The organism is Pseudoalteromonas undina (assembly GCF_000238275.3).
Classification (GTDB): Bacteria; Pseudomonadota; Gammaproteobacteria; order Enterobacterales; family Alteromonadaceae; genus Pseudoalteromonas; species Pseudoalteromonas undina.
In genome coordinates this window covers 1,265,433-1,288,204 of record NZ_AHCF03000003.1, presented here as the reverse complement: position 1 = coordinate 1,288,204, position 22,772 = coordinate 1,265,433, and the positions used below count along the sequence as shown (strand labels likewise).

21 protein-coding genes are annotated in these 22,772 nt (G+C 40.1%); 13 read left to right on the top strand and 8 right to left on the bottom strand.

Annotated features, from left to right (window positions below):
• The first annotated feature begins 24 nt into the window (after positions 1-24).
• Genes PUND_RS09605 through PUND_RS09585 form a run of 5 tightly spaced genes read left to right on the top strand, consistent with a single transcriptional unit; the run spans position 25 to position 5,060 of the window.
• Complete coding sequence (locus PUND_RS09605) at positions 25-837, top strand: hypothetical protein (protein ID WP_010390070.1); 813 nt, start codon at positions 25-27, stop codon at positions 835-837.
• Positions 838-1,878: an ABC transporter substrate-binding protein gene (locus PUND_RS09600; protein ID WP_010390071.1), complete on the top strand. Its 1,041-nt coding sequence runs from the start codon at positions 838-840 to the stop codon at positions 1,876-1,878.
• A complete protein-coding gene (locus PUND_RS09595; protein ID WP_010390072.1) occupies positions 1,878-3,377 on the top strand; it encodes an ABC transporter permease in 1,500 nt (499 codons plus the stop codon). Before PUND_RS09600 ends, PUND_RS09595 begins: the two co-directional genes overlap by 1 nt.
• Positions 3,378-3,389: 12 nt before the next feature.
• Positions 3,390-4,400, top strand: coding sequence for an ABC transporter ATP-binding protein (locus PUND_RS09590; protein WP_010390075.1), 1,011 nt, complete (start codon positions 3,390-3,392; stop codon positions 4,398-4,400).
• Between the two features lie 30 nt (positions 4,401-4,430).
• Positions 4,431-5,060 carry a Vat family streptogramin A O-acetyltransferase gene (locus PUND_RS09585; protein WP_010390077.1) on the top strand — a complete coding sequence of 210 codons (630 nt, stop codon included), beginning with the start codon at positions 4,431-4,433 and terminating at the stop codon, positions 5,058-5,060.
• A gap of 3 nt (positions 5,061-5,063) precedes the next feature.
• Here the strand turns inward: PUND_RS09585 and PUND_RS09580 are convergent, their stop codons facing one another.
• Positions 5,064-5,498: an ATP-binding protein gene (locus tag PUND_RS09580; protein WP_008113825.1), complete on the bottom strand. Its 435-nt coding sequence runs from the start codon at positions 5,496-5,498 to the stop codon at positions 5,064-5,066.
• Between the two features lie 286 nt (positions 5,499-5,784).
• Here PUND_RS09580 and asnS point away from each other — a divergent pair, with 286 nt between their 5' ends.
• Positions 5,785-7,182, top strand: a complete 1,398-nt coding sequence (gene asnS / locus PUND_RS09575; RefSeq protein WP_010390082.1) for an asparagine--tRNA ligase — start codon at positions 5,785-5,787, stop codon at positions 7,180-7,182.
• 125 nt (positions 7,183-7,307) lie between these two features.
• On the opposite strand, the gene PUND_RS09570 is transcribed toward asnS, so the two are convergent.
• From PUND_RS09570 to PUND_RS09560, 3 genes are all read right to left on the bottom strand, one after another.
• Positions 7,308-8,387, bottom strand: coding sequence for an acyltransferase family protein (locus PUND_RS09570; protein ID WP_010390084.1), 1,080 nt, complete (start codon positions 8,385-8,387; stop codon positions 7,308-7,310).
• Between the two features lie 185 nt (positions 8,388-8,572).
• Entirely contained in the window at positions 8,573-9,499 is a 927-nt protein-coding gene (locus PUND_RS09565) for an electron transfer flavoprotein subunit alpha/FixB family protein (protein ID WP_008113818.1), read from the bottom strand.
• Positions 9,500-10,249, bottom strand: coding sequence for an electron transfer flavoprotein subunit beta/FixA family protein (locus tag PUND_RS09560; protein ID WP_010390086.1), 750 nt, complete (start codon positions 10,247-10,249; stop codon positions 9,500-9,502).
• A 220-nt stretch (positions 10,250-10,469) separates the two neighbouring features.
• Between PUND_RS09560 and PUND_RS09555 the strand changes: the two genes are divergently transcribed.
• From PUND_RS09555 to PUND_RS09535, 5 genes are all read left to right on the top strand, one after another.
• Positions 10,470-12,116, top strand: coding sequence for an electron transfer flavoprotein-ubiquinone oxidoreductase (locus tag PUND_RS09555; protein WP_010390088.1), 1,647 nt, complete (start codon positions 10,470-10,472; stop codon positions 12,114-12,116).
• Between the two features lie 101 nt (positions 12,117-12,217).
• On the top strand, positions 12,218-12,682 hold the full coding sequence (locus tag PUND_RS09550; RefSeq protein ID WP_008113812.1) for an acyl-CoA thioesterase: 465 nt from the start codon (positions 12,218-12,220) through the stop codon (positions 12,680-12,682).
• A 246-nt stretch (positions 12,683-12,928) separates the two neighbouring features.
• The gene (locus tag PUND_RS09545; protein WP_010390091.1) at positions 12,929-13,498 is read left to right on the top strand and encodes an outer membrane beta-barrel protein; all 570 of its coding nucleotides are present in this window, start codon (positions 12,929-12,931) and stop codon (positions 13,496-13,498) included.
• Positions 13,499-13,665: 167 nt separating this feature from the next.
• Positions 13,666-14,370: a tRNA (N6-threonylcarbamoyladenosine(37)-N6)-methyltransferase TrmO gene (gene tsaA, locus PUND_RS09540; protein WP_010390092.1), complete on the top strand. Its 705-nt coding sequence runs from the start codon at positions 13,666-13,668 to the stop codon at positions 14,368-14,370.
• A 129-nt stretch (positions 14,371-14,499) separates the two neighbouring features.
• The gene (locus PUND_RS09535; RefSeq protein ID WP_010390094.1) at positions 14,500-16,224 is read left to right on the top strand and encodes a proline--tRNA ligase; all 1,725 of its coding nucleotides are present in this window, start codon (positions 14,500-14,502) and stop codon (positions 16,222-16,224) included.
• 181 nt (positions 16,225-16,405) lie between these two features.
• On the opposite strand, the gene PUND_RS09530 is transcribed toward PUND_RS09535, so the two are convergent.
• From PUND_RS09530 to PUND_RS09520, 3 genes are read right to left on the bottom strand one after another with little or no spacing between them, the layout of a single operon-like run.
• Entirely contained in the window at positions 16,406-17,614 is a 1,209-nt protein-coding gene (locus PUND_RS09530) for an ABC transporter permease (RefSeq protein WP_010390095.1), read from the bottom strand.
• Complete coding sequence (locus PUND_RS09525) at positions 17,607-18,395, bottom strand: ABC transporter ATP-binding protein (protein WP_010390097.1); 789 nt, start codon at positions 18,393-18,395, stop codon at positions 17,607-17,609. Before PUND_RS09525 ends, PUND_RS09530 begins: the two co-directional genes overlap by 8 nt.
• Positions 18,392-19,204: a DUF3025 domain-containing protein gene (locus PUND_RS09520; RefSeq protein ID WP_010390099.1), complete on the bottom strand. Its 813-nt coding sequence runs from the start codon at positions 19,202-19,204 to the stop codon at positions 18,392-18,394. Before PUND_RS09520 ends, PUND_RS09525 begins: the two co-directional genes overlap by 4 nt.
• A 107-nt stretch (positions 19,205-19,311) precedes the next feature.
• Between PUND_RS09520 and PUND_RS09515 the strand changes: the two genes are divergently transcribed.
• The gene (locus tag PUND_RS09515) at positions 19,312-20,937 is read left to right on the top strand and encodes a M28 family metallopeptidase (RefSeq protein WP_010390101.1); all 1,626 of its coding nucleotides are present in this window, start codon (positions 19,312-19,314) and stop codon (positions 20,935-20,937) included.
• 88 nt (positions 20,938-21,025) lie between these two features.
• Positions 21,026-22,198 (top strand): putative manganese transporter, encoded by a 1,173-nt coding sequence (locus PUND_RS09510; protein WP_010390102.1) that lies wholly within the window; start codon positions 21,026-21,028, stop codon positions 22,196-22,198.
• A gap of 57 nt (positions 22,199-22,255) precedes the next feature.
• Here the strand turns inward: PUND_RS09510 and PUND_RS09505 are convergent, their stop codons facing one another.
• On the bottom strand, positions 22,256-22,615 hold the full coding sequence (locus PUND_RS09505; RefSeq protein WP_010390103.1) for a DUF805 domain-containing protein: 360 nt from the start codon (positions 22,613-22,615) through the stop codon (positions 22,256-22,258).
• Between the last annotated feature and the right edge of the window lie 157 nt (positions 22,616-22,772).

Sequence of the window (22,772 nt, the reverse complement as noted above, 5' to 3'; positions counted from 1 at the left end):
ATAACATTTATGGACTCACTTGCTATGAAAATATTACTTAAGCCTGCCAAGAAATTAAGTGCAACTTTTTTACTCGCTTCTGCGATTTTTGCGCAACCGGCACTTGCTAACGGCCCAATTGGTGAGCATGTTAATCACCTTCAAGCTAATTTAAAAACCTACAACGAAGACGTTGAGTGGATGGTTTCAAAGGTTGATACCCTAGTAAGCGATTACGAGAAAAAAGGCGCTAAAGTAGTTAATACTGATGACTTAATTGAGTACTGGGAATCGGTTAAATTTCACAGCGCCATAGAAACAAATTATGTCCCTGTATATGCCTCTATTTGGCAAGGTTTATATGGCATAAAAATGGCTGTTGATAACAAAAAGCCAGCCTCAGAAGTACGTTTGCAGCAACAAGCAATGAACAATGCTTTATGGCAAGGCCTAGGCGCAGTTAAGCTAGCGGCTCAGTTTCAACAAAAAGGGTTATTAAAAAGCGTTAAAGCCACAGCAACAAAAGAAATGACGCAAAGCGCGACCATTGATGAAATTAAACACAAATTAGACCGAGTGGTCGCTAAATACGCAGAGCGTTTAAGCGATGAAGCAACCAGCATAGTTCACGATACTTACCTGCATTTATTTGAAGGTGTAGAAGGCACACTCATTGAGCAAGACGCTAACTTAGTAGAAGTTCTTGAAAAAGACTTTAACGTAACCCTACCGCAGGCTATTTCAGGTAATAAAACAGTAAATCAAGTACGTGAAGTGGTTGTTGATATGCAAACTAAGTTAACTCGTGCACAAACGCTAATTGAAAAAGCAGAAAAATCACGTAAGGATGTATTTTAAGTGGAACGCAGAACCTTTATTCAAGGCTTAGCTGCGTTAGGGGTAGCTGGCGCTTTGCCGCTATCTCTTTCACGCGCGTTTGCCGCTGATATTGCCAACCCCGTGTCGGTAGATACATTACCTAAACTGAAAGGCGCACTCACCCTTTATTTGGGACGTGGTGAAGGTGGCTTATACGAAAACGTTTTACAAGCCATTCAAAAAAAGAACCCGGATTTAGATCTTGCTATTCGACGCGGTCCAACTGCAGCTTTGGCTAATACGATTGTTGCCGAAGCCAAAGCGGGTGTTAAACGTGCAGACTTATTTTGGGCTGTCGATTCGGGCGCTATTGGTTTAGTAACCGATGCAGGGCTTGCTAAACCTATGCCTAGTGATTTATCTGCACAGCTACAGCCACAGTTTAGATACGATGAGTGGGCACCTGTTACTGGTCGTATACGTACTTTGCCTTTTAATACTGAGCGTTTAACCAAAGAGCAAATTCCAACAAGCATTATGGAAATAGCCGACAGTGATTTAAGTATTGGTTGGGCACCAGCTTATGCTTCTTTTCAATCGTTTGTTACCGCTATGCGAATTTTAGAAGGCGATGATAAAACTGCTAAATGGCTTAAAAAAGTGCAAAAACGCTCAAAAACCTACGCTGGCGAACTCGGTGTAGTAATGGGCGTTGAACGTGGTGAAGTAGATATTGGTTTTGCTAATCACTACTACACGTTACGTTTGAAGTCTGGTAAGCCCGACGCTAAACTTGATCTTGCATTTACAGAGCAAGATGCCGGTTGTTTAGTGAATGCCTCTGGTATTTTATCGCTGTCTGACGACCCACTAGCAACTAACTTTATGCGCTATTTACTCAGCGTTGAAGTACAAAGTTATTTAGCGAGTGAAGCGTATGAAATTCCGCTAGTAAATGACATAAAGCAACCTGATGGCTTGCCTAAATTAACCAGTATTTCGCCACCAAAAATAGACTTAACTCAGTTGGCTGACTTACGCCCAACTATTGACTTAATGCGCAGCAGCGGCGTTTTATAATGCGAATACCACCATCTTATCCTATGGCGCTGCTTGCAGCGCTTGTTACCCTTACCCCTATTTTTGTTTTAATAACGCTTGCCAGTGATGCAAGCTCTTTTTTTGATAGTCATAATTTAACTATTTTAGGCAATACCCTGTCGTTAATGGGATTAACCGTATTAGGCTCAATTTTAATTGGTGTGCCACTGGCATTTATTAGCGCCTATGTGCAGCTGCCGTTTAAAAAGTTTTGGCTGGTGGTGTTTGCCGCCCCTTTAGCTATACCAAGTTATATAGGGGCATTTACGCTTTACGCTGCATTTGGCCCTGGTGGTGAAATACATAACATACTTGGTTTTGAAACCCCTTCTATGTATGGCTTAACTGGCGCCGCCATTGTAATGACCTTGTATACCTTCCCGTTTGTAATGATGACAACCCGCTCCTCCCTACTTAGTCTTGATGCGAGCATGGTCAATGCAGCGCGTACATTGGGGATGTCGATGACACAAAGCGTGTTTGAAGTTATTTTACCCCGTGTTGTAAATGGTATTGCTGCGGGCTCATTACTCGTTGCCTTGTATACGTTATCTGACTTTGGTACACCGGCAATGATGCGTCTAGATACCTTCACTCGTGTTATTTACGTAGAATATAACGCCTTTGAACTGAGCCGTGCGGCTATGCTGTCTATGCAGCTAATGGTAATTGTTGGCTTTTTACTAATGATTGAATCGCAAATTAAAACTGCGTCTGAACGCCAAGGCCGGCCCCTTATTTTATTCCCAAAAAAATGGCAATTAGGCGCGATGTTTGCCACCTTTGCCCCAATTTTATTACTTGCTATTGGCTTACCACTCGCAGTATTTACACTTTGGCTAGTGCGTGATGGTTTCAGTTCGTTTGATTTTAGTATTGCATGGCACTCTACTTACGCTTCAGCCATTGCAGCTATTGTTACAGTTATTGTGGCTATTCCTGTGGCGCATGCTGCTTTAACCGGAAAAGCAGGCAAAGTGATGGAACGCGTTACTTACTTTGGTTTTGGTATTCCGGGGATTGTTATGGGCACAGCGCTTGTGTATGGCGGCTTACAACTGCCATTTTTATATCAAACACTGGGCTTATTGATCATTGCTTATATGCTACGTTTTTTACCACTTGCGGTTGGCTCTGTGCGTACCAGCACCGAGCACCTTGATCCAAGCTTAGTAAAATCAGCCCGTGTGTTAGGCGCAAGCCCACGTGAAGCTTTCACACGTATTACTTTACCACTGACTATGCGGGGTATTATTGCAGGTGCTGCTTTAGTATTTTTAGAGTCGATGCGTGAATTAGAAGCCACACTATTATTGGGTCCAACTGGTTTTGAAACCTTATCTACGTATTTATGGCGTGTTTACGAAGCCGGTTATTTTGGCCGCGCAGCAATACCTGGTTTATTGTTGGTGGTGATTTCTGCGGCGGCTTTAGCTATTATGATGTCTGGCGAGAAACGCAACCAGTTTGAACATTAAGGATTTATATAAATGCTATCTGTAAGTCAGTTGTCTATAGATTATGGCAGTAATCGTGTTGTTAGTGACTTAAATTTCACTTTAGGTGAAAGCGAAATTTTAATGCTTGTTGGTCCAACAGGTTGTGGTAAAAGTACTATTTTACAAGCCCTAGCTGGGCTTTTACCAATTAGCGACGGCGAAATTAAAGTTGCTAAATGGACTGCTACACCAAAGCATACTGTAGCCCCTGAAAAACGCAGTGTGGGTATGGTGTTTCAAGACTTTGCGTTGTTTCCCCATTTAACGGTTGAGCAAAATGTGTGTTTTAAACTTAAAGACATCAGCCCTGCCGATCATTGGATAAAGCTACTCGGTTTAGATGCGTTTAGACATAAAAAACCAGCTACACTTTCTGGCGGACAAAAACAGCGTGTTGCATTAGCGCGCACCCTAGCCCACCAGCCAGACTTTGTATTACTTGATGAGCCACTATCAAACTTAGACGCGGCTTTAAAAGACATGCTACGTTGGGATATACGTAATGCGCTTAAAGAAGCCGGCGTACCCGCTATTTGGGTAACGCACGATCAAGAAGAAGCACTTTCGGTGGGCGATCGCGTGGGTGTACTAAAAGGCGGAAAAATACAGCAAATTGATAGCCCAGAGCAATGCTTTAGTGCACCCAATAATCGCTTTGTGGCACGCTTTCTAGGTGAAGCTAGTTTTATAAAAGGAACGCTGAATAACGGCCAAGCACTTACCGATATTGGTAATGTTCCCGCTCATGGTGTTGACTGTGAAAACGGTGAGGTAGAGGTGTTACTTCGTCCAGATGATGTATTATTAGTACAAAGCAGTGTAGGAAATAATGGCGAAGTAATTTGGGTACGCTTTGAAGGCGGCAGCAGATTATGCGCCATAAAACTAGCCTGTGGTACTGTGGTTACAAGTCGCGTGAGTCATGAAGTAGTGGTAAATCCTGGTGATAACGTACATGTATCGCTTAGTACCTCTCATCCACTGGCGGCATTTAAAAGCTAGCGCTTTATATATTCTACTTTGGAGGAAACTATGAACGGACCAAATCCAAACAATCCATCACCTATGGAAGGGTTTCCTCAAGTAGGTTATTTAAAAAACTTTATCACCTCTGCGAATATAGACGTTGGTGATTATACCTATTACGACGACCCTGGTGGCCCTGAAAACTTTGAAAAAAATGTACTTTACCATTTCGATTTTATCGGGGACCGTCTTATCATAGGTAAGTTTTGTGCGATAGCTAAAGACGTTACTTTTATTATGAATGGGGCTAATCATCAAACCTCCGGCTTTTCTACCTATCCATTTTTTATATTTGGTAATGGCTGGGAAAAATCTGCACCTCAACAAGGTGATTTACCTTTTAAGGGAGATACTGAAATAGGTAATGATGTGTGGATAGGTTACAACGCCACCATTATGCCAGGAGTAAAAGTCGGTGATGGTGCCATTATAGCAAGTAAATCTGTGGTAACGTCTGATGTGCCCGCCTATGGCATTGTTGGCGGTAACCCTGCAAAATTGATAAAAAAGCGTTTTGATGATGCGACAATTAATAAACTTCTAGCGATTGCATGGTGGGACTGGAGCAGTGAAAAAATCACCGCTCATTTAGATGCCATTACACACTCTGATATAGACGTATTAGCTAAAATTTAATAATTACCACTCAAACATGTAAGCCATTTTACTAATCGTTTTTAACGGTATGTTATGGCTATTGCGTTTTGCGTATAAGTGTTGCATTGATTTATCTTTCACTTCGCCAACAATCACTTCTTTTACCTGATAGCCTAAAGCAATGGCTGCTTGTGAATAGGCAATAAATTCCCACTTTTTAATATTGGTGTTATCCACTATTACCAGTTCAATGCCTTGTGCTAAGGCATTAATAAAACGGGCCAAGTTTAAATTATGATATTGCGATAATTTAAACTTATCAAAATGGTACTCACCCTGCTCGTTAACAAAGTAATCATCTGTTGAGCAAATAAAATATTGGCTTTCATCTGCACCGGAAAGTTCCTCGGCGAGATTTTGCGCATAATATGACTTACCACTGCCTGGTAGTCCTCGTAAAATAAAAACTTGTTTCATAGCATCCATTTTTTATTAATACGTCAATTCGGTTTATTTGCTAATAATGCCACAAATTGATGAAATTTCAGAGCAACAAATGGTAATAGTGGTTATTTAACTGTAAAAATTGGTTAAAAAAACAACGTACCACTAAAAACTTTTAAAGAGTTGCCCACAACAGTTTTTTTATTTTACTTTACTAGGTATTATACAAGGTTCAAGTGCAGTGACCTCAAATGCTAAATAGCACGAGTAACGCACAGTTAATTTATATAGTTAGGCAACTTATATCATTGGAGTGAAGATGAGCCATTTAGCGATTTCAGAGCTATTAAAAGGCAATGTTGCGGTAGACAGCCAAGTAACCATTAAAGGCTGGATCCGTACACGCCGCGATTCAAAAGCAGGAATATCATTTTTAGCCGTTCATGACGGTTCGTGTTTTGATCCTATTCAAGCGGTAGTTCCTAATTCACTGAATAATTATGATGAAGTTACAAGCTTAACAGCAGGCTGTTCTGTGTCGGTTACCGGTGTATTAGTACAATCAGCAGGACAAGGTCAATCTTTCGAAATTCAAGCTAACTCAGTAACTGTGTTAGGTTGGGTTGAAAACCCAGACACCTACCCAATGTCGGCTAAACGCCACAGCATTGAGTATTTACGTGAACACGCTCACCTTCGCCCTCGCACTAATATGATTGGCGCAGTAACACGTGTCCGTAACTGTTTAGCACAAGCAATCCACCGCTTTTACCATGAGCAAGGGTTTTACTGGATCAGCACGCCAATTATTACTGCAAGTGACTGTGAAGGCGCAGGTGAGATGTTCCGTGTATCAACGCTTGATATGCAAAATCTGCCAATGACAGACAAAGGCGAAATTGATTACAGTGAAGACTTTTTTGGTAAAGAAGCCTTTTTAACGGTATCTGGCCAACTTAATGGTGAAACGTACGCTTCTGCAATGTCAAAAATTTACACCTTTGGCCCAACGTTCCGTGCAGAAAACTCTAACACATCTCGTCACTTAGCTGAATTTTGGATGGTAGAGCCAGAAGTTGCGTTTGCTAATTTAGAAGACATCGCAAAACTTGCTGAAAACATGCTTAAGTACGTGTTTAAAGCCGTATTAGAAGAACGCCGTGACGACATGGAATTTTTCGCATTACGTGTTGAAAAAACAGCCATTAGCCGTTTAGAAGAATTTGTTGAAAAAGACTTTGCCCAAGTTGACTACACCGATGCTGTAGAGATTTTAAAAGCGTGTGGCAAGAAATTTGAGTACGATGTTGAGTGGGGTGTAGATTTACAGTCTGAGCACGAGCGTTACTTGGCTGAAGAACACTTTAAAGCACCGGTTGTTATTAAAAACTACCCGCGTGATATTAAAGCATTCTACATGCGTCAGAATGAAGACGGCAAAACTGTTGCAGCTATGGACGTAGTTGCACCAGGTATTGGTGAGATCATTGGTGGTTCACAACGTGAAGAGCGTCTTGATGTATTAGATGCACGTCTAGAAGAGATGGGCTTAAACAAAGAAGATTACAGCTGGTACCGCGACCTCCGTAAATACGGTAGCGTGCCACACTCTGGCTTTGGTTTAGGTTTTGAGCGTTTAGTTGCTTATGTTACCGGTATGGGTAACGTACGTGATGTGATTGCGTTCCCACGTACTAAAGGCAGCGCAACTTACTAAGCTAAGCTTTGTAACGTTAAATAAAAAACCAACCCGCGGGTTGGTTTTTTATTGTCTGATATATTCATGTGCATAAATACTTGTACAATTTGCCTCCCGCTTAGGGAAGCAAATTGTTATAAATACTAAATTTTTATAAATATTTTTCGTTTATAAAGTATATTCGAAATTACCCAAAAGCCAATAACATGCAATAAAGCAAAGGTGAACGATGCCAATTTAGCGCTCATAACTAAGGCGAGTTGCTGATATATCCAATCCCCTAAGTTTAGCTCGCCAATATTAATCAGTGAATAGCTCAGTACCCACACAGCCGATAATACATATATAAACAGTGGGTTTGATCCATACACAATTAATGGATTAACAAGGCGCTCAGGTTTAACAATGTCGCAAAGCCAAACAAAAAATGCCAACACAATACAGGCAATCCCGGATGTGTAAATAACAAAGCTACTAGTCCAAAGTGATTTATTAATTGGCATCACCATTGAGGTTAATTGCCCAATAACAACTGCAACTACACCAATAACTAATAAACGCTTAATGCTTGCCCACTGGCAACTTGTGCTCGTTAACAGGCGCGTTACTTCAAAACCAAATAATACACTCACCACAGCGGGTAACGTACTGATCAGCCCTTCTGGATCAAATGCGAGCCCTTTGCCTTGCCATAAATGCGACTCACCTAGTACGGCAATATCAACCGCTCTAACTAGGTTATGTTCGAGTGTATAAGCGTTTTCAGCGCCAACGCTTAACAGTAATAACCAATAAGCAACTAAGATAATAACCGATAGCGTTAACACCCCTCGCCTATTTAAAAACAACACACAGATAGACGCTAAAATATAGGCTATCCCTATACGTTGCAGTACACCTAATATTCTCAAGTTTTCTATATTAGTAGTAAAGGGATAAATATTTAAAGCTAGACCAATGGCAAATATAATTGCTCCACGTTTAACTAGTCTTAATACTTGGCTAGCACTGGCTGCACTGTTAGTTTTTTTGAACGAAAAAAACATCGCAGAGCCAATAATAAACATAAAAAACGGAAAAATTACATCCGTAGGGGTACAGCCATGCCAATCTGCATGAAGTAAAGGGGCATACACATGGGACCACGATCCCGGAGTGTTTACCAGTATCATTAACGCTATGGTTAGCCCACGCATAGCATCAAGTGCTTTATACCTTGTCATTTTGGCTCCTATTTAATAATTTGTATTTCTACAAATGACAACGCTGTCACTTTGTAGTAAAAAAACTTAAATCGCAAGTAATTTAGATAAGTGGAGTTGTTGAATTAAAAAAGCCGCAGAATCAATAATGAAACGGCGGCTTTAAATCAGAATTTGTTACTTTAGGAGCGGTTTATTGCTTTCCTTTATAGTGCTTGCTCTAACTGTGGTAAAACATCAAATAAGTCAGCAACTAAACCGTAATCAGCTACTTGGAATATTGGCGCATCAGGGTCTTTATTAATGGCAACAATAACTTTTGAATCTTTCATACCTGCAAGATGCTGAATGGCACCACTAATACCCACAGCAATATATAAATTAGGCGCGACAATTTTACCTGTTTGCCCTACTTGCATATCGTTAGGCACAAAGCCCGCGTCAACCGCTGCACGTGATGCACCAATAGCGGCACCGAGTTTATCGGCAATGCCATTTAATAATGCAAAATTTTCACCATTTTGCATACCACGACCACCCGAAATAACCACATCTGCAGCCGTTAGCTCTGGACGCTCTGATTCAGTTTGTTCAACACTAACAAAACTGCTTAACTGTGAATCAGAGACTGCATCTACAGCGGTTACATTAGCTGGAGCTTGCTCGCCTTGTAAATCAAAGCTACTTGCACGTACTGTGATCACTTTTTTACTATCGAGCGATTTAACCGTTGCAATAGCATTACCCGCGTAAATTGGACGTTTAAATGTATCAGCGTCAATTACATCAATAATTTCTGAAATTTGCGCTACATCTAATAATGCGGCAACACGCGGCATAAAGTTTTTACCTGTAGTAGTTGCACTTGCCACAATATGGCTGTAACTATCTGCAAGTGATAACACTAGATCTGTCATACTTTCAGCAAGTTGATGCTCATAAACTGCATTATCAGCAAGTAAAACATTCGCAACACCCTCAATGCTCGCGAGTGACTCACTCATGGCGCCAAGGTTTATGCCTGCTAATAATACATCTACGTCAAAGCCTAATTTTTTAGCGGCATTAATCGTTTTTGAGGTTTCTGGTTTTAAGGCACCGTTATCGTGCTCTGCAATTACAAGAGTTTTCATTTAAATCACCTTTGCCTCTGTTTTAAGTTTTTCTACAAGCTGTGCAACATCTTCAACAATAATCCCGCCGCTACGTTTTGCAGGCTCTTCTACACTAACCAATTCAATACGCGGGGCTAAATCTACACCTAGCGAATCAGCCGCAATAACTTCTAACGGTTTACGTTTGGCTTTCATAATATTAGGTAGCGACGCATAACGTGGCTCATTCAAACGTAAATCGGTGGTGACTATTGCGGGTAAATTAAGTGCAACGGTTTGTAAACCACCATCTACTTCACGAGTGACATTTACTTTGCCATTTTCAATAACAACTTTAGAAGCAAACGTGCCTTGGCCGCGATTGGTCAATGCTGCTAGCATTTGACCTGTTTGATTATTATCAGAATCGATTGACTGTTTTCCTAAAATAACCAGTTCAGGCGATTCTTGTTCAACTACTTTGGCAAGCAATTTTGCTATATGTAGGGACTCTAAGTTTTGCTCTGTTTCAACATGAATCGCTTTATCTGCGCCCAAAGCTAGTGCTGTACGTAATTGTTCTTGAGAGGCTTTAGCGCCAATAGTAACAACAACTACTTCAGTTGCAGTACCCGCTTCTTTTAAACGAATCGCTTCTTCTACAGCAATTTCACAAAATGGGTTCATGGCCATTTTAACGTTAGTTAAATCAACACCGCTGTTGTCAGGTTTAACGCGAGCTTTTACGTTGTAGTCGATCACTCTTTTTATTGGTACGAGAACTTTCATAGGGACTCCATAATTATTTAAACCTATAAGCTAACGTCTACGTCAACCTATTTATTTTATGAAATCAGACTACTTCCTGTTGACGTAAACGTCAACCTAAAATAACCTTAAACTATTCACAACCTGTAACGATTAATTTGCATAACAAAGAAACAGGTTGCTTAGCTTACTTTTTGCCAAATAATGCAAAGGTGAGTCCGTCATAGATAAAGAGGTTATTATGATTGAACGCGAAACCATGGAATTTGATGTTGTAGTTGTAGGGGCAGGTCCTGCGGGGCTTTCAACAGCAATTAAACTCGCGCAGCAAGCACAAGAAAAACAACAAGAGTGCATGATATGTGTAGTTGAAAAAGGCTCAGAAGTTGGTGCACATGTATTATCAGGTGCCGTTTTTGAAACCAAAGCACTTGACGAATTACTGCCAAATTGGCAGGAACTCGGCGCTCCTGTTTCGACTAAAGTGATAAATGATGAGATTTACTGGTTTAACAACGAACATAAAGCAACCTCAATTCCTCACTTTGCTACACCAAATACATTTCATAACAAGGGTAACTACATTGTTTCTATGGGTAATGTATGTCGCTGGTTAGCAGAGCAAGCAGAAAATCTTGGAGTAGAAATATTTCCAGGCTTTAGTGCGCATTCAGTCATTATTGAAGATGATGTTGTAAAAGGCATCATTACTGGCGATATGGGTGTAGATAAAAATGGCAATGAAAAAGACGGTTACATGCCAGGTATGGAGCTACGCGCTAAGTACACAGTATTTGCTGAGGGCTGTCGCGGTCATCTAGGTAAGCAACTGATCAATCAGTTTGCTTTAGACGATGAAAGTTCACCACAGCATTATGGTTTAGGTTTTAAAGAAATTTGGCAAGTTGATGAATCTAAACATCAATTGGGTAAAGTTGTACACGGAACCGGTTGGCCATTAAGTGGCGACACTGGCGGTGGCGCCTTTATGTATCATAGCGAAAACAACCAAGTGGTTGTGGGGTTAATTGTTGATTTAAATTACTCAAACCCACACTTAAGCCCGTTTGATGAATTTCAACGATTAAAACATCACCCTATTTTCAAAAATACGCTTGAAGGTGGAGAACGCATTGCTTACGGTGCACGTGCTATTGCTAAAGGCGGTTTACATTCATTACCAAAAATGCACTTCCCGGGTGGCTTGCTAGTGGGCTGTGATGCAGGCACGCTTAACTTTGCAAAAATTAAAGGCAACCATACGGCTATGAAGTCAGGCATGATAGCCGCTGAAGTTATTTTTAATGCGCTACAAAACAATTTAGCCAATACTGATTTAACCCAGTATAGCGATGAGTTTAAAAAGTCATGGGCGTTTAAAGAGCTGTATCAGTCTCGTAATTTTGGCCCTGCTATGCATACCTTAGGTAAATTTGCAGGCGGCGCATATAACACGCTTGATCAAAATATATTTAAGGGTGCCCTACCGTTTAGTTTTAAAGATAACGTACCTGACCATGCAACTTTAAAAGACGCTAACCAAGCTGAAAAAATTAACTACCCTAAGCCTGATGGCAAACTCAGTTTTGATAAGCTTTCTTCAGTATTTTTATCTAATACTAATCATGAAGAATCGCAGCCGTGTCACTTAAAACTAAAAGATGCATCAATTCCGATTAACGTTAACTTAGTTAAATTTGACGAGCCAGCACAGCGCTACTGCCCTGCCGGCGTTTACGAAGTACAAGAAGTAGAAGGCGAGCAATCCTTTGTGATCAACGCGCAAAACTGTGTGCATTGTAAAACCTGTGATATTAAAGATCCGAGCCAAAATATTACCTGGGTAACTCCCGAAGGTGCTGGTGGCCCTAATTATCCCAATATGTAACAACCTTTCTATAGAAATTATAAACTTATCCTAAATTGCAGGGGCTTCGGCCCCTTTTTTGCGCTATGCTGTTAAGTAATATGAATGAATGAGAGTGTGTTATGGCGTCGTCGAGTGTAATTTTTCGTTTTTTAGCAGAGCCAACCGATGTAAATTTTGGTGGTAAGGTACATGGCGGTGTGGTCATGAAGTGGATTGACCAAGCGGGTTATGCCTGTGCTGCGGGCTGGAGCGGCCACTACTGTGTAACGGTATCGGTTGCAGGCGTTAAGTTTAGCCGCCCTATCTTAGTTGGCCAAATTGTTGAGGTTGAAGCAAAAATTGCACACACCGGCAAAACCAGCATGCAAATTTTTATTCAAGTTCGCTGTGGCGACCCGAAAACGCAAAATCTAGTTGAAACCAATCACTGCGTTATTAGCTTTGTTGCTATGGATGAAACGGGTTACCCAGTGGCGGTACCAGAATTTAAATCGGTTACCGATGAAGACAAAAAGCTTGAGAACTACGCAATTAAAATGAAGCAAATAGCCATCGAAACAGAAAACTTATTAGATAAAGTTTAATTTAGTTACTTTTATAGGTATGTAGAAACTACAACAACTTGTAAAAGCTACAATTTTTTAATTTTTATGGATTAACTGCACGCTGAACACCTGATTGTTTTGCGTGCCAAAAACACCATAACAGCTTAACAAACACACATAAAGACTAAATATTAGGCTAAATAATACTTGGCACGCTCACTGCAATTAGTAAATCGACGTTTGATGAAATAATTCATCGATATTACTTTTTAAAGGAGCTATATAATGATTAAAACACTTTCTCTTTCTGCACTTGCTTTAGCAACATTGGGTTTTAATTCAGCGGCACAAGCTGATGTTACCGACATGGACTCTCCGAGTATTTACACTGGTATTGGTTATGGCCAATATTCATTTCAGTTTGAAGATAGCGAAAACGACACCGACTTTGATGACGACGCGCAAATGTTAAAAGGTTACATTGGTACCCAATTTAATGAACATTTAAGTCTTGAGCTTGCCTATCTAAATTTTGATGAAGTGAGTGATATAGACAGCAAAGCTGAAATTGATGGCGTATCGTTAGCAGCACGTTTTGCAGCGCCGATCACTGAAGACTTTTCTGTTTATGCAAAAGGTGGTTGGTTTGAATGGGATGCAGACGTTACTCAAGAGCTACCGGTTGGCAGCATCAGCGCATCTCAAGATGGCGGCGACGTGTTTTACGGTGCAGGTATTGAATATGCATTTACAACCAATATGCAAGTGCGTTTAGAGTATGAGCGTTATGAATTAGAAGATGATATTGATCCAGAAATGGATGTTGCGTCAGTATCATTCCAATACATGTTTTAATAATAGCTTAATTGTTAAAACATTAGGTAAGGCTATTTTTAGCCTTACCTTTTTTATTTCACATTTAAACCTGTTAGTCTAAAAACAAAATATCCCCAAATTAAGCTAATGCCAGCAACATTAATAACAGGTAGAATAACGCTCTATTTTTTCTATAACCGAGCATTATGAGCGATTATCAAATTTCGGCTATTGGCCATATTCAATCTCCGTATAAACAAAAATTTGCCATTCCTAGGCAACCTAGATTAGTACCCGAGGCTAAAGCCAAACTGATTTTTGCCAAAGAATTTAATCGTGAAGAGTTTGTTCGCGGATTAGATGAATTTAGCCATATTTGGCTGTTATTTCGTTTTCATGAAACTGCAGATAAAGGCTATTCAGCAATGGTTCGCCCGCCGCGCCTTGGCGGTAATGAGCGTAAAGGCGTATTTGCTACTCGTGCTACTTTTCGTCCAAATGCTATTGGCATGAGTGCAGTAAAGTTGGAGGGAATTGAGTATATAAACGGCCAGTTGGCGTTATTGCTCGCCGGTATTGATTTACTTGATGGCACACCCATCGTAGATATAAAACCTTATTTACCCTATTCAGACTCATTACCCGATGCAAGCGCTGGATTTGCTGATACGCGTCCAGAAACACAAATGAGTGTTGAATTTAGCCAGCAAGCTTTAGAATTTATAAATAAACAAAGTCACTATCCTGAGCTACAAGCGTTTATTAGTAATGTGCTAAAACAAGATCCGCGCCCTGCCTACAAAAAGCAAAAACAAGGCGTGCAAAGCTATGGTATGAATTTGTATGAATACAATATTACTTGGCAAGTGACTGATTCTCATCATCTGGTTACTCATATTGAGCTCAGTTAAGCTAACTTTAAAGCCCTGCTATGGCTATAAAATTCGATAAAAAATCACTTAGCGCTTTAGTGTCAATGCAACCGCTGGTAAACTGAGCGCCTTAATTAAAAGAACATATCACTCTATTTCGGAAAAAACATGCGTACTAGTCAATATATACTCGCTACACTTAAAGAAACGCCATCCGATGCGGAAATTGTCTCGCATCAATTAATGCTTAGAGCCGGAATGATCCGTCGCGTCGCTTCGGGTTTATACACTTGGCTTCCCTCTGGCTTACGTGTGCTAAGAAAAGTAGAAAACATAGTACGCGAAGAAATGGATAAAGCCGGCGCAATTGAAATGCTTATGCCTGTTATTCAGCCTGCTGATTTATGGGAAGAGTCTGGCCGCTGGAGTGAGTTTGGTCCTGAGTTAATGCGCTTTACCGACCGTCATAATCGTGAATTTGCCATGGGCCCTACCCATGAAGAAGTGATCACCGATTTTGTTCGTAAAGAAATTAACAGCTACAAACAGCTACCAATTACTTTGTACCAAGTACAAACTAAAGTACGTGACGAACGTCGCCCACGTTTTGGTGTTATGCGTGCCCGTGAATTTACTATGAAAGATGCCTACTCATTCCATTTAACCGATGAATGTTTAGATGCAACGTATCAAGTAATGCACAAAGCCTACTGTAATATTTTTGAACGTTTAGGCTTAGATTACCGCCCAGTAATTGCAGATACAGGCTCTATTGGCGGTAGTGTATCGCATGAGTTCCATGTACTTGCTGAATCTGGCGAAGATGCCATTGCTTTTAGTGATGCCAGCGACTACGCCGCTAATATTGAAAAAGCCGAAGCATTAGCGCCAACTGAAGCTCGCCCAGAAGCAAGCAAAGAGTTAAAAGCATTCCCAACGCCTGATGCTAAAACAATTAATGAGCTTAAAAAACACTATGGCGTAAAACCCCATCGCGGTGTTAAAACATTAGTGGTTTATGGTACTCCTAATGAAGACGGCGTACGCGGCCTAGTTGCATTAGTACTGCGTGGCGATCATGAACTAAATGAACTTAAAGCTGAAAAGCATCCACTGGTTGATTCTCCACTTGAAATGGCAACCGAAGCAGATATTGTTGCTGCCATTGGCGCAAAACCAGGGTCTTTAGGCCCAGTTGGCTTAAACATGCCTATTATTGTTGATAGAACTGCGAATGTAATGGCTGATTTTGTAGCCGGTGCCAATAAAGATGATGAGCACTTTAGCGGTATTAACTGGGATCGCGACGTAACAAACTACGAAGTTGCTGATATCCGTAATATTGTAGAAGGCGATCCTAGCCCATGTGGTCAAGGCACGTTACAAATTAAGCGCGGTATTGAAGTTGGTCATATTTTCCAACTAGGTACTAAGTACTCAGAAGCATTAAAAGCAGGTGTACTGAGCGAATCAGGTAAAAACCAAATAATGACTATGGGTTGTTATGGAATTGGTGTATCACGTATTGTTGCTGCAGCTATTGAGCAAAATAACGATCAATACGGTATTACATGGCCTAAAGCTATCGCTCCTTTCGATTTAGCAATTGTGCCAATGAATATGCATAAATCGCATCGTATTCCTGATATTGCTAATAACCTATATCAAGGTTTAAAAGATGCAGGCCTAGATGTGCTATTTGATGACCGTAAAGAGCGCCCTGGTGTTATGTTTAACGACATGGAATTACTTGGTGTACCTTACACACTTGTCATTGGTGAGCGTAACCTTGATGAGAATAAGGTAGAACTTAAAAACCGTCGCACCGGTGAAAAACTTATGATAGATATTGATAGCGCAATTGAAACTATTAAAGCGCAATTTAAATCATAAATAGTAATCTCATTAAAAAACCGCTGTATGATTTTTTCATACAGCGGTTTTTTTATGATTGCTTATCTAATAATTTTCAAACACAGAGCTTAAATTAAGCAAATAGCATTGTCTCATAATTAATAATTTATAAAAAAAGGTCGCTGTGCGACCTTTTTTTTATACTTTGCAATTTAGATGCTTATCTAAACAACACGTCTTCGCGGTTAAACCATTTAACACAAAATGCCAATAGTGCACCGGCTATCAGTGCCGTAGCCAAAAATATTAATCCCACCAGCGTGTAATCGACTGTGCCTTTAATAATTTCTTTAATCGCTAAGGCGACGTTAGTAACCGGAATAAAGGCTGTTTTAGCGGTCAGTTCCATATTAGGCATAATGGAGATAATAATTGGGAAAAATACCACCATACTTAATGGCGTCATGTAATTTTGCGCTTCTTTAAACGAACGTGCATAGATTGATATAGCCAATGCTAATGCAGAAAAAATAGCTGCAATTGGTAATAATAATACAAAAATCATCAGTAAGTCAGAAATGCCTAATGTACTAAATGCGGCTTTAATAAACTCTAGATCAGCAAATGCCAGTGCTAATGCAATCCAACACCCCATACTAATGACGGTGATAGTAGTTGATGCGATTGAAGTTGTGAGTAGAGTAATAAATTTACCCAATACTAGCTCTGTACGAGTAATGGGGGTAAGTAATAAGGTTTCTAACGTGCCACGCTCTTTTTCGCCAGCGCCTAAATCAATTGCTGGGTAAGTTGCCCCCATTAGCACTAGCGGGATAAGTAAATAAGGTAAAAACCCACCTACTTTTTCACCTAAGTTTTCACGTTTGTCTGCTGTATCTACTTTAATAACATTGATTGGCTTTAAAATAGATTCTTGAGCACTTTTATCAATACCAAAACTTAATAGTTTACTTTCTTGAAGTGTATCGCTGTACTCTTTAGCAAGTTCTTTTACACGCTCAAATAAGAAGTTAATTGATTTTGAATCATTAAATACAACTTGCCATTCACTTTGCTTTTTATCATCTAATGTTTGCACTGCATCGCTTGGTAAGTATATTCCCATGTCGATATCGCCAGCAGTTACCCCTGTTTTTAGCTCCTCGACACTATTAAAGGTTTTATCGCCTTTATATAACTCAAAGCTTTTATGATAAAACACTTTATCAGTAAATTCTGGGGCAAAGTCGCCATTGATAATTGCATAGGTATTTACCTTTTGCTCTGCATCAAGCGCGGCTTGCGAAGAGATAAACGCAACCACAGCAAATAACAACGGAAAAACCACTATCGGAAATACCACCACGAATAATAAAGTTTTTTTATCGCGTAGCAGCTCGGTTAATTCCTTTTTAAAAACTTCAAACATCTTGCTTCTCCGTTAATATGTTCATAAACGCTTGGTTTAATTCTTCGCTGTTACCTGCTTGTTTAAATTCAGCGAGGGTGCCATCAAAACAACTTACACCTTCATTAATAACCGCTACACGGTCACATAAAAGCGCAACTTCATCTAAATGGTGCGTTGAGAAAATAACCGGAGTGCCTTGTGCTTTTAAGCCTTTAATAAAGTTAATCACTGTTTGCGTGGTCATAATATCAAGCCCGGTAGTTGGCTCATCAAGAATAACAACGTCTGGATGATGCACCACAGCACGCGCAATGTTGGCTTTTTGCTTCATACCGGTTGATAAGTTTTCAGCACGTTTATCAATAAATTTATGCATATCGAGTAAGGTAAATAACTCTTCACAGCGTGCCTTGATTGCCTGCTTGCTCATGCCATGTAGCTTTGCAAAATATTCGATATTTTCTTTTACCGTTAAACGGCCATATAAACCAGTAGAGCCAGACAAAAAACCGATAGATTTACGCCCAATGAGTGGCTTTTTAATTATGTCATTTCCAGCAATAGTAATACTGCCATCATCCGGTTTTAATGCGGTTGAAATCATTCTTAAGGTGGTGGTTTTACCCGCGCCATTAGGCCCTAGCAGCCCCAATACTTCGCCTTTTGCACAGCTAAAGCTGACATTTTTTACTGAATGAAAAAAGTCTTTATCTTCGCGTGGGTCTACTTCATCTGTTTTATTTTTTTTATGATCTTTGGTGAGCTTAAACTTCTTCTTAAGCGCGGTGACTTCTATCATTTTCGTGTCCTTCGTTTCGGTCTAAAATAGTCCGTGTTGTCGTAAAATGATGGATTGTTATTCTCCTCACACCAACCAGGAACACCTAATAAGGGTAAGGGTGAAAGCTGTTTATTATCGGCTAAACAATCATCATTTTTAATCATCTCATAAAGTTGCTTATCTAGGTACTGATATTGCGTTACTAAATCTTTACAAAATATTTCATCGGGTACATTCACAAATAATGCTTTGCCTGTGAGCCCAATATAAGGTTTGGTCAACATTTCGTAATTAGCGTGGCCAAACATGAATGGCGCTATAGTTTTACCCCACTGCTCTCTATGCGTTATAAATGCTGTTTTCCATTGATGGTCTCTTAAGCATGCTTTCCAATTAGAGTCACTAATAGCTAAAACTACGCCACACTCGTCAAACAGGGTTAATGCGTTACGATGTTTACTGCGTTGTTTTAAACCATGCACAGCTATTTCATCTACATGACGCTGATTGATTAGGGCTTTTGTTTTTGGGAATAAACACCAAATAAAACCACCAAACAGATCATGCCAATTTTGCTGGCGAGTAGGTACTTCCCCAGTTTCAAAAATAACTTGTTCATAATAGCGCTCAGCAAAGTCAACCTTTGCATCATCGATAAAACGAACGGGGAGATTATTTGCGTTTATGGCATTTAAGTACGGGGCAAAATACGCAGGTTCTGGCCAGTCTGTTTGTTGATGAATTTTAAACAGCTGACGTAAGTGAGCAAATGCCCCTGTGTTTAGGCTCGTTGCTTGGAATTGTTCTGGGGGAGTAAAACGCTTCATTGTTACCTTTACTGTACATTTTTATCCGTAACAGTTTACCGCAAAAACTGGTTCTAATTAACAGAAGTTCATATACTAAGGCCACTTAGAACAAAAAAAGAGCCAATATGAAACGTTATTTTTCTTTGACCTTAATCACAACAGCGATTCTAGCGGGTTGTGCAACAACAAGTATCACTTCTGACGATGTCGCTAAAGGCTATAACAGCATTCAAGCCGATGAAATTGCTAAGCATGTAAAAGTGTTAGCTTCTGATGAATTTGGTGGTCGTGCTCCTTCATCTGAAGGTGAAAAGCTTACGCTTGACTACTTAACAAAAGAATTTACTGCATTGGGCTTTGAACCGGGTAACGGTGATAGTTTTTTCCAAGAAGTCCCGCTTGTATCATTAGAAGCAGACTCTGACATGCTGCTTAATATTGGCGGTAAAGACTACCAATACAAAAAAGACATGGTAATGGGTAGTAGCCGTATAAGTGCGCAAGAAGGGATTGAAAATTCAGAGCTGGTATTTGTCGGCTACGGTGTTAACGCACCTGAATATAACTGGAATGATTACGAAGGCCTAGATGTTAAGGGTAAAACCGTCGTGATGCTGGTAAATGATCCTGGTTTTGCAACTAAAGATCCAAACTTATTTACCGGTGATGCCATGACCTACTATGGGCGCTGGACTTATAAATACGAAGAAGCAAGCCGTCAAGGTGCAGCGGGCGCTATTATCATTCATGAAACGGCTCCTGCTTCTTACCCTTGGTCAGTGGTTGAGAACTCGTGGAGTGGCGAGCAGTTTGGTTTTGTAAAAGATAATAACAACATGGATCGTGTTGCTGTTGAAGGTTGGGTTACTGTTGATGTAGCAAAAGAGCTATTTACTAAAGCAGGCCTTGATTTTGATACTGCTAAAGCAGAAGCAGCTAAAGGCGCTTACCATGTAGATATGGGCGATTTAACTGCCACTGTGAATGTAAAAAATACCATCAAAAAATCGGTATCTTATAACTTTATTGCCACTCTTCCCGGTAGTAAAACGCCAGATGAGCATGTTATTTACTCTGCGCATTGGGATCATTTAGGAACGGATAAAAATCGTAAAGGTGATCAAATTTATAATGGTGCCCACGATAATGCGACAGGTACAGCCGGTATGATCGAAGTGGCTGAAGCCTTTACTAAACTAGGTAAACGCCCTGACCGCTCAATGACCTTTTTAGCGGTAACCGCTGAAGAACAAGGCTTGCTTGGCTCAAAATATTACGCCGCTAACCCGGTTATTCCGGCAAATAAAACCGTTGCTAATATTAATATGGATAGCTTAAACCTATTAGGAAAAGTAAAAGATATTAGTGTGGTGGGTATTGGGAAATCGCAAATGGATGAACTATTAGCAACTGCTGCAAAAGAGCAAGGCAGAACAGTATCGGGCGACCCTAAACCATCATCAGGTGGTTACTACCGCTCTGATCACTTTGCCTTTGCCAATATGGGTGTACCTGCTATGTACGCCGGTGGTGGTTCAGAAGCATTTGACGAAGAAACGGCTAATTATCGCAAGCGTATGAGTTTAGTATTGCGCGGTTGTTACCACCAGCCTTGTGATAGATATCGTGATGAGTGGGATTTATCAGGTGCGGTTCAAGATTTACAACTATTTTATAAAGTAGGTTTTGATATTTCACAGCAAACTCAATGGCCTACTTGGAATGAAAACTCAGAGTTTCAACGTAAATAAACGTTTTCAAGTAAACACCTAAATGATATTGATTATCATTTAATAAAATAGTACAGTGCGATCTAGTTTATTAATTAGGTCGTACTGTATGTTTTTAACAGAACATTTGGGAGTTATTTCGCCAGCTGCAAAACGTGTTTTTCATCAAAATAAACGCCTAATTTTACCACTGTTAATTTTAGTTTGTTTAGCCCTGCCCAGCTTACGCACTATAACAATCACTGCACTTAGTGATGCTTTTTTTCAAGTCAGTGTGTTTGTTGCTGCGACCCTATTTATTTACTACTACGCGATTGATCATTTACCCCAACTAGAGCTTCGTTATCTAAATGCTAAGTCTCCTGTATTAGAGGTCAGCTTTGCTGCTTTTTTAGGTATGCTGCCAGGCTGTGGTGGTGCAATCATTGTGGTTACCCAATTTACCAAGGGACAAGCAAGCTTTGGGGCTATTGTTGCGGTATTAACGGCTACAATGGGTGATGCCGCATTTTTATTGTTAGCTACCCGCCCTACTGACGGGTTATCGATAATGGCAATAGGCTTAGTCGTTGGAACGTTAACAGGCTTACTGGTTAATAAACTACATAAAACGGGTTATTTATGCCCTACCAATCAAAAGCAAACACAGCCAGTGACTGTATTGCCAACCAAAATAATAAAATTGAGCAAGCCTATTTGGTTAATGGCTATTATTCCTGGGTTACTGATTGCTTTTATACTGGCGTTTAATATTGATTTAAGCCAATTTGGCAATCATGTAGTAAATGCGGTCAGTTTTTTTGGCGCATTAATGGCATTGTTTGTGGTGTTTATGTGGGCGCTATCATCAAAAGGTGAAAGCTATAAGGAAGTGACCTCAGAAGACGATGTATGCAGCCCGCCTTCAAAAATAACGAAAGTACTGCAAGATACTCATTTTGTAACCGCATGGGTGGTTGCCTCCTTTATATTATTTGAACTACTGGTGAGCGTGTTTGGTCTTGATTTAAAAACATGGTTTGTAAATTATGCCTATTTAGCGCCGTTAATTGCGGTATTAATTGGCTTCTTACCCGGTTGTGGACCGCAAATCATTGTCACCACTTTATACATTCAAGGTGTGATACCGTTTAGTGCTTTAGCAGCGAACGCCATCTCCAACGATGGCGATGCGCTTTTCCCTGCCATTGCTATGGCACCCAGAGCGGCCATTATTGCTACAATTTATACCGCCATACCGGCATTGATGGTTGGTTATGGACTGTATTACTTTGTAACTTAATTTCTTACATAAAAAAGCTCAGCAATGGCTGAGCTTAAAATGTTTACAAGTTCCTAATTAAGCAGTGTGTAGTTCAACTTCTTTAGGGTTAGCACCGTGATCGTTTTCACCTTCTTGCGAGTCTTGCGCTAGGAAGATAATCAAAATGATCCAGCCAATCACTGGCACTAGCCACAGTAATTGCCACCAACCTGAACGATTAGTATCGTGAAGACGGCGAGCACCCGCACTTAGTTGAGGAATCAATAAAGCCAAGCTATATATTGTGCTTACAAACATTGTGTTTGTAATACCATCTATAACACTTGTTAAAAGCGAAAAAATCAAATTAATTAACATAAACATCCAAAATGCTTTGCGGCGATTACGTCCTGAAAAATCTGCGTAGCTACGCAGTGCATTCATATAATGTTCCATAAAATTTCCTTAATGTTATTTTTTATATTCCCTAAAGGGCGTACAGTGTTACCTATTTGGTTACATTTGTATCTTAATTAATAATATAAATTTATTAAAGAAAAAAACCAGCTTTATGCTGGTTTTAAATAGTTTTTTAATAAATCATCAAAAAGAA